We start from the raw sequence: 7132 nt of genomic DNA on the forward strand, positions 1-7132 counted from the left end.
TGAGGCTGGGCGCCCGCAGCCCGCCCGGGAGGAGCCCGTTGGACCCCGTCTCGATCGCGTTCCTCGCCGTGGGCGGCGTCGGTGTCGGCGTGCTGCTGCTCGCGCTGCTGGGCGGGGAGATCGGGCACCTCGGCCACCCCGACGCCGACGGCCCGTTCTCGTTGCCGGCGATCGCGGCGTTCGTCGGCGGCGTGGGCTTCGGCGGGGCGGCCGCCTCGGCGCTGCTGCCCCCGCTGCCCGGTGCCGTCACCGTGCTGGTGTGCCTGCTGGTCGGGGTGGTGGTCGCGCTCCCGCTGGCGGCCGGCGCGGTCAAGCTGGCGAGCGGCCTGCGGGACATGAACACCTCGCCCACGCTCAGCAGCGGTGATCTGCTCGGCACCCAGGGCGTGGTGGTCTCCGCCGTCCCGGCCGGCGGGTTCGGCGAGGTGCGGCTCTCGGTGCACGGCCAGCAGCTGAAGTACGCCGCGCGCAGCGAGGTCCCGCTGCCCGCCGGCACCCCCGTCTACGTCGTCGACACCCCGTCGCCGACCTCGGTGGAGGTCGTCTCGACCGCACCGGAACCGTCTGGAGGCCCCACCCCGTGACCCTGCTCATCGCGATCGGCGGCATCGCCGTCCTCGTCGTCCTGCTCGTGCTCCTGGTGCTCTCGCGGATCAAGGTGGCCGGGCCCAACCAGGCCTTCCTGGTGACCGGGCGGCAGGGCCGGTCGGTCACCGGCGCCGACGGCTCGGTCAGCCGGGACATGAGCGGCCAGAAGGTCGTGATGGGCGCCAGCATCTTCGTGCTGCCCGTCGTGCAGAAGCTGCACACCCTCGACCTCTCCAGCCGGCGCATCCCGGTCGGGATCCGGGGCGCGGTGAGCAAGCAGGGCGTCAAGTGCGACCTCGAGGGCGTCGCGATCGTCAAGGTCGGCGGCAACGAGGCCTCGATCCGGGCCGCCGCCCAGCGCTTCCTGCAGCAGCAGGCCGGCATCGACACCTTCACCTCGGAGGTGCTCGCCGGCGCGCTGCGCTCGATCGTCGGCCGGCTGACGATCGAGGAGATCATCCGCGACCGCGCCGCGTTCGCCTCCGCCGTCGCCGAGGAGGCCGAGTCCTCGCTGACCGGCCAGGGTCTGGTGCTGGACACCTTCCAGCTGCAGGACATCCAGGCCGAGGGCACCTACCTGGCCGACCTGGGCCGCCCCGAGGCCGCCCGCGTGCTCAAGGAGGCCTCGATCGCCGAGGCCCGCGCCCGCCAGGCCGCCCAGCAGGAGCAGCTCCTCGCCGACGAGGCGATCGCGGTCTCCCAGCGGCAGCTGGCGCTCAAGCAGGCCGAGATCGACGCCGAGATCGACGCCGCCAAGGCCCGCGCCGCCGCGGCCGGCCCGCTGGCGCAGGCCGCGCAGGACCAGCAGGTGCTCGCCGAGCAGGAGAAGGTCGCCGAGCGCACGGCGACGCTGACCCAGGCCCAGCTGGACACCCAGGTGCGCCGGCCGGCCGACGCCGAGCGGTACCGGGTCGAGCAGGAGGCCGAGGGCCGCAAGAACTCGAAGATCCTCACCGCCGAGGCCGACCGGCAGGCCACCATCGCCGGCGCCCAGGCCGCGGCCGAGCAGGCCAAGCTCTCCGGTGAGGGCGAGCGGGCCCGCCGGTCGGCCCTCGCCGAGGCCGAGGCCATCGAGGGCGCCAAGCGCGGTGAGGCCGAGAAGCTGCGCCGCCAGGCCATCGCCGACGCCGTCGAGCGCGAGGGCTCGGCCGAGGCCGCCGCGATCCTGGCCAAGGGCAAGGCCGAGGCCGAGTCGATGGACGCCCGCTCGCAGGCGTTCAGCACCTACGGCGAGGCCGCGATCCTGGACCTGCTGGTCAAGGTGCTGCCCGAGGTCGTCGCCGCGGCGGCCGCGCCGCTGTCCAGCGTGGACAAGATGACCGTGATCAGCGCCGACGGCCCGGGGTCGCTGTCCCGGTCGGTGGCCTCGAACGTGGCGCAGGGCCTGCAGCTGTCCGGCGACCTGACGGGGATCGACATGGCCGCCATGCTCAAGCGGCTGTCCGGCGCGGCGGCCGATCACGTCGGGGACGGCGTGACCCGGGTTCCGGTCGACGGCGCGTGATCGTCGAGAAGCGGTTCGCCGAGCTGACCCCGGTCGAGCTGTACGGGCTGCTCAAGCTGCGGGTCGACGTGTTCGTGGTCGAGCAGTCCTGCCCCTACCCCGAGCTGGACGGGCGGGACACCGAGCCCGGCACGGTCCACGTCTGGGTCGCCGAGGACGGCGTCCCGGTCTCCTGCATCCGGGTGCTGGACAACGGCGAGGACCGGGCCATCGGGCGGGTCGCCACCGCGGCGTCGGCCCGTGGCCGGGGGCTCTCGGCCCAGCTGGTCAGCCGCGGGCTGGAGCTGTGCGCCGGCCGCACGGTCGACATCGGCGCCCAGGCCTACCTGGAGGCCTGGTACGGCCGGTTCGGGTTCGTGCGCTCGGGCCCGGACTACGTGGAGGACGGCATCCCCCACCTGCCCATGCGGATGACCGCTCGCTAGTCCGCGCCGGTGAGGCTGGCCGGGGGGAGCCAGTCGGCGTCGAGCAGCTCGGCGATCTGCTGCAGGCCCGCGGTGTCGCCGCCGGCGGTCGAGCCGGTGACCGCCAGCCGCTCGACCATCACCTTGGCCACCTGCTCCTCGACGGTGTCCTCGGCGAACGCGATCCGCCACGGCGACACCTGGTGGTCGCGGTGGGTGCGGCCGGTGACCTGCCGGGCGCCGATGCCGGAGAACCGCGGCTGGTGGAACAGCCCCACCCGCGGTGCGGTGGACGCCGTCCGACCGCCCGGGAGCTGCTCGCCGGCGTGCAGGCTGATCGAGGCGGTCACGGTGAACACGCACACCCGCGACTCCCCGGTCTGGAAGCGCAGCCGCTCGGCCTCGACGTCGAACCGGTCGCGGCCGTAGATGCCCGACACCGGCACCCCGGCGTCGAGCAGCGCCTGCCGGATGGGGTCGGCGGCGGTCTCGACGAACTCCACCGACACCGCGACCTGCCGGTCGGCCTCGACCTGGGCCTTCACCCAGTCGACGGTCGCGGCGACCCGGATCAGCCCGGCCTTCTGCCGGAACCGCAGCAGCGCGGCGCGGCCCCGTGCGGTCTGCTTCGCCCGCCGGGCGAGCTGCATCTCGGCCCGGAACTCCTGCCAGCCGCCCTCGTACTGGGCCCTCTCGGCGGGGGTCAGCGCCACCGGCGTGCCGGTGACCTGCACCTGACCCCACGGCGCCGGCCGGTGCAGGGTGGACGGCGGGTCGGTGTCGGTCAGCCACCCCCGCAGCGCGGCGAGGTCGGCGCGGCGCTCGTCGGGGTCCTCGGTCCAGGTGCTGCCGTAGCGGCCGCGTTCCACGTGGAACCCGTGCTCGGCGAGCTTGGTCGGCAGGTCGGACCACGCGCGCAGCGGCTCGTCGTGCAGCTGGGCCAGGTGCGGGGCCAGGTAGGGCAGCTCCAGCGGAGAGTGCGCCGGGGTGGCGGTGGCCAGCAGCACGAACGGGGCGTCCTTCACCCGACCGGAGCCCGAGACCGCCTTCCAGTGCTTCCACCGCTGGGTCGTGGTGTGCCTGACCATGTGCGCCTCGTCGGCCACCACGACGTCGAACCGCAGGTCGCGCACCTTGGCCAGGCGATCCCAGGTGGTCACGCACCAGCGCAGGTCGCCGGCCCCGAACGCGGTGATCGACCGGGTCCAGTGCGGCACGGTGATGGCGGCCGGCCGGTCGGCCACCACCAGCACGGTGCGGGCCCCGCGGCGGGCCGCGATCTGCTGCACGGCCAGGACCGCGGTGCCGGTCTTGCCCACCCCGGGGTCGTCGCCCAGCAGGAACATGCGTCCGCCGGCGGCCTCGTGCGCCGCGATGGCCGCCGCCCCGCTGACCTGCTCGGCGCGCGGGGTCATCCGGTGCCCGGCCGGCACCGGACGCGGGGTCGCGTTGAGCTCGTCCTCGAGGAACCGCTCGAACGTGTACGGCCCGGGCACGTAGGGCGCGAGCTCGGGCGGCGGGGTGGCCCCGACCCAGACGTGGGCCTGCAGCTCCTTGTCCCACACCGCGCCGGGGGCCGGGGCCCGGAACGGCACCGCGAGCACCCACACCCGCTCCCCCGACCCGGCGACCGGCCGCGCCCCCTCCGGGGCCGCCGTGCGAGGCGCTGACTTCCGGGGTGCTGCCTTGCGGGGTGCCGCCGTGCGGGGCGCGGCTCCCCGGGTCGTGGTGGCGCGACGGCGGCGACCGGGCACGGGACTCCTCAGCAGGGGCGGGGACGGACCCGGCCGACGCTAGGCGAGGGGTACGACGTCCCCGGGGAGGCTCAGGCGGCCAGCGACGCGGCGAGCCGGTGCGCCCCGGCCGTGGCGAGCACCGCACCCAGCGACCGGGCGGGGTCCAGCTCGCCCTCGGCCAGGTCGGCCGACGGCACGCCGACCAGGTCGGTGAACGCCTGGCCGGCCCGTGCGGCCTCGGCGGCGTCCAGCTCGGGGTGGAACTGGACGCCGGCGACCCGGGCGCCCAGCGTGAAGCCCTGCACGCGGGTGACGTTGCCGGTCCAGGTGAGCTGCACGCCCGGCGTCCGCAGGTAGGCCTCGGGGACCTGCTGCACGTGCGCGGTGGCCACGTGCAGGTCGGGGACGTGCAGGTCGGGGAGGTCGAGGCCGTGCAGCGTCGCCGTCCCGACCTCGCCGCCGCCGGGCACGGGCTCCGGGAGCACGCCGCCGCTGACCGCCGCGATCATCTGGGCGCCGAGGCAGATCCCCAGGACGCAGGCCCGGCCGCCCTCGGCCGCCCCGATCCCGGCGCGGACCGCGTCCAGCCGGTCGGCCATCGCGGCGGTGCCGGAGCCCACCGGCTCGAGGCCGCCGCTGAAGACGTGCAGGACGTCGAGCCGGCCCTGGTGCTCGGCCGCCGGGTCCCCCCACGGGACGACGTCGACCTGCCAGCCCATCCGCACCAGCAGGTCGGCGACCGGCTCGCCCCACCCGACGGAGGGCCACGCCGTGCCGCTGCCCGCCCAGACCACCGCCTGTCCGCTCATCACCGGGACACTGTGGGGGCAGCCCCGACCGCCACCGGGCGACGACACGGGATCACCGCACCGGGTGCCGTCACACTGGTCCCGTGCTGCTCCTCCTGCCCCGTGATCCGCTCGCGCCCCGCCGGGTGGACGGGCACTTCGCGCCCGAGGCGGCCGCGGCCCGGGAGCTGGGGCTGCCCACGGCGCTGGTGGACCACGACGAGCTGACCCGCCTGGACGGCGACCCCGCCCGGGCCGTGCGGGGTGTCCCGGCCGACGGGGACGCCGTCTACCGCGGCTGGATGCTGCGGTCCGAGCAGTACGCCGCGATGGCCGGGGCGCTGGCTGACCGCGACGTCGTGCTGCGCACCTCGGCGGAGCAGTACCGCACCGCGCACGAGCTGCCCGGCTGGTACGCGGCGCTCGCGGGGGTGACCCCGGAGTCGCGCTGGGACACCGACGGCGACCCGGCGTGGCTGGGCAGCGGCGGCGCGGTGCTGCGCGACCACAGCAAGTCGCTGAAGCACTCGTGGCACGAGGCCTGCTTCGTCCCGGACGTCACCGACGTCGTGGCCGCCCGGCGGGTGCGCGACCGGTTCCTGGAGCTGCGCGGCGAGGACCTCGTGGGCTCGGTGGTCGTGCGCCGGTTCGAGTCGTTCACCGGTCCCGAGGCGCGCACCTGGTGGGTCGACGGCCGCTGCGCCCTGGTCACCGCGCACCCGGACACCCCGGGCGAGGTGCCGGCCGGTGCCGACCTGGACCTCGCGGCCGAGGGCGTCGCAGCGCTGGGTCTGCCCTTCGTCACCGTCGACCTGGTGGCCCGGACCGACGGCGCCTGGCGGGTGGTCGAGCTGGGCGACGGCCAGGTCAGCGACCGACCGGTCAGCTCCCCCGCGGCCGACCTGCTCACCGCCCTGGCCGGCGCCCGGTGACCGCCGACCAGGCGCTGGCCACCCGGACGATCGGGGACGCCGGCCCGCGGGTCGCGTTCGTGCACGGCCTGTTCGGCCAGGGCCGCAACTGGACGACGGTCGCGCGCCGGCTGGCCGACCCCGCCGACGGGAGCGGCCACCGGGTGACCCTGGTGGACCTGCCCAACCACGGGCACTCGCCGTGGACCGACCGGGTCGACTACGTCGACATGGCCGAGCAGCTGGCCGAGCTGCTGGCCGGGTTCGGCGAGCCGGTGACGCTGGTCGGGCACTCGATGGGCGGCAAGGTGTCGATGCAGCTGGCCCTGCGGCACCCGGAGCTGCTGCGCGCCCTGGTGGTCGTCGACATCTCGCCGTCGGTGTACCCCGAGACCGGCGGCCGGACCGACGACCCCGACGAGGAGGCCTCGCCGTTCGCGGCCTTCATCACCGCGATGCGGGCGATCGACCTGACCGGGCTGGCCACCCGGGAGGACGCCGACGCCGCGCTGCGGGCCGCGGTGCCCAGCGACATGGTGCGGGCGTTCCTGCTGCAGTCGCTCGTCAGAGACGGCACGACCGGCTGGCGCTGGCGGTTGAACCTTCCCCTGCTGGCCCGGGACCTCGGCGAGCTGCGCGGGTTCCCGGAGCCGCCGCCGGGTGCGGTGTTCGAGGGCCCGGTGCTGTGGATCTCGGGGGCGGACTCCACCTACGTGCTGGACGAGGACCGGCCACGCATGGAGGAGCTGTTCCCGCGGGTGCGGCTGGTGCGGGTGAAGAACGCCGGGCACTGGGTGCACTCGGAGGCCCCCGAGGTGTTCACCGAGGCGGTGCGGCGCTTCCTGGCCCAGGTCGAGGGCTAGCTGTGATGTCCAGGCAGGTTGTCCAGCCGGGTGATCGGCGGTAGGGCTCCGGTGGCGCTGTGGGGCCGGTGGTGGTTGTAGAAGTGCAGCCATCCTGGCAGGGCGTCGCGGCGTTGTTGTTCGGAGTCGTAGAAGCGGGCGTAGGCCCAGCCCTCTGCCATGGTGCGGTGGAACCGTTCGATCTTGCCGTTGGTCTGTGGCCGGTAGGGGCGGGTGCGCTTGTGCACGATCCCGAGGCCGGCGCAGGCGTCGCGCCAGGCGAAGGACCGGTAGGCAGACCCGTTGTCGGACAGCACCCGTTGGACGGTGACCCCGCGGGCGGCGAACCAGGCCACTGA

At 75.4% G+C, this 7132-nt stretch carries 8 protein-coding genes; 5 read left to right on the forward strand and 3 right to left on the reverse strand.

The genetic code is table 11. The features are described 5' to 3' along the window. Positions 1–38 precede the first annotated feature (38 nt). From BLS67_RS17850 to BLS67_RS17860, 3 genes are read left to right on the forward strand one after another with little or no spacing between them, the layout of a single operon-like run. Complete coding sequence (locus tag BLS67_RS17850) at positions 39–584, forward strand: NfeD family protein (protein ID WP_091247643.1); 546 nt, start codon at positions 39–41, stop codon at positions 582–584. Further along, positions 581–2092 carry a flotillin family protein gene (locus tag BLS67_RS17855; RefSeq protein WP_091247645.1) on the forward strand — a complete coding sequence of 504 codons (1512 nt, stop codon included), beginning with the start codon at positions 581–583 and terminating at the stop codon, positions 2090–2092. The genes BLS67_RS17850 and BLS67_RS17855 overlap by 4 nt, the downstream gene beginning before the upstream one ends. Next, positions 2089–2517, forward strand: coding sequence for a GNAT family N-acetyltransferase (locus BLS67_RS17860; protein WP_091247647.1), 429 nt, complete (start codon positions 2089–2091; stop codon positions 2515–2517). The genes BLS67_RS17855 and BLS67_RS17860 overlap by 4 nt, the downstream gene beginning before the upstream one ends. Here the strand turns inward: BLS67_RS17860 and BLS67_RS17865 are convergent. Both BLS67_RS17865 and BLS67_RS17870 read right to left on the reverse strand, forming a co-directional pair. Next, positions 2514–4091: a DEAD/DEAH box helicase gene (locus tag BLS67_RS17865; RefSeq protein ID WP_242654170.1), complete on the reverse strand. Its 1578-nt coding sequence runs from the start codon at positions 4089–4091 to the stop codon at positions 2514–2516. The two genes, BLS67_RS17860 and BLS67_RS17865, sit on opposite strands and share 4 nt — an antisense overlap. 230 nt (positions 4092–4321) lie before the next feature. Then, entirely contained in the window at positions 4322–5041 is a 720-nt protein-coding gene (locus BLS67_RS17870; protein ID WP_091247650.1) for a glutamine amidotransferase-related protein, read from the reverse strand. Positions 5042–5124: 83 nt separating this feature from the next. On the opposite strand from BLS67_RS17870, the gene BLS67_RS17875 reads away from it, so the two are divergent. Together BLS67_RS17875 and BLS67_RS17880 are read left to right on the forward strand one after the other, a co-directional pair. After that, a complete protein-coding gene (locus BLS67_RS17875; protein ID WP_091247652.1) occupies positions 5125–5952 on the forward strand; it encodes an ATP-grasp domain-containing protein in 828 nt (275 codons plus the stop codon). Then, positions 5949–6794, forward strand: a complete 846-nt coding sequence (locus BLS67_RS17880; protein ID WP_091247654.1) for an alpha/beta fold hydrolase — start codon at positions 5949–5951, stop codon at positions 6792–6794. Before BLS67_RS17875 ends, BLS67_RS17880 begins: the two co-directional genes overlap by 4 nt. Here the strand turns inward: BLS67_RS17880 and BLS67_RS17885 are convergent. Next, positions 6791–7132 (reverse strand): integrase core domain-containing protein (locus BLS67_RS17885; RefSeq protein ID WP_131801769.1); only part of this gene is annotated, 342 nt, incomplete at its 5' end. The two genes, BLS67_RS17880 and BLS67_RS17885, sit on opposite strands and share 4 nt — an antisense overlap.

Origin of the sequence: Klenkia soli (assembly GCF_900103975.1) — a bacterium.
GTDB classification, from domain to species: Bacteria; Actinomycetota; Actinomycetes; order Mycobacteriales; family Geodermatophilaceae; genus Klenkia; species Klenkia soli.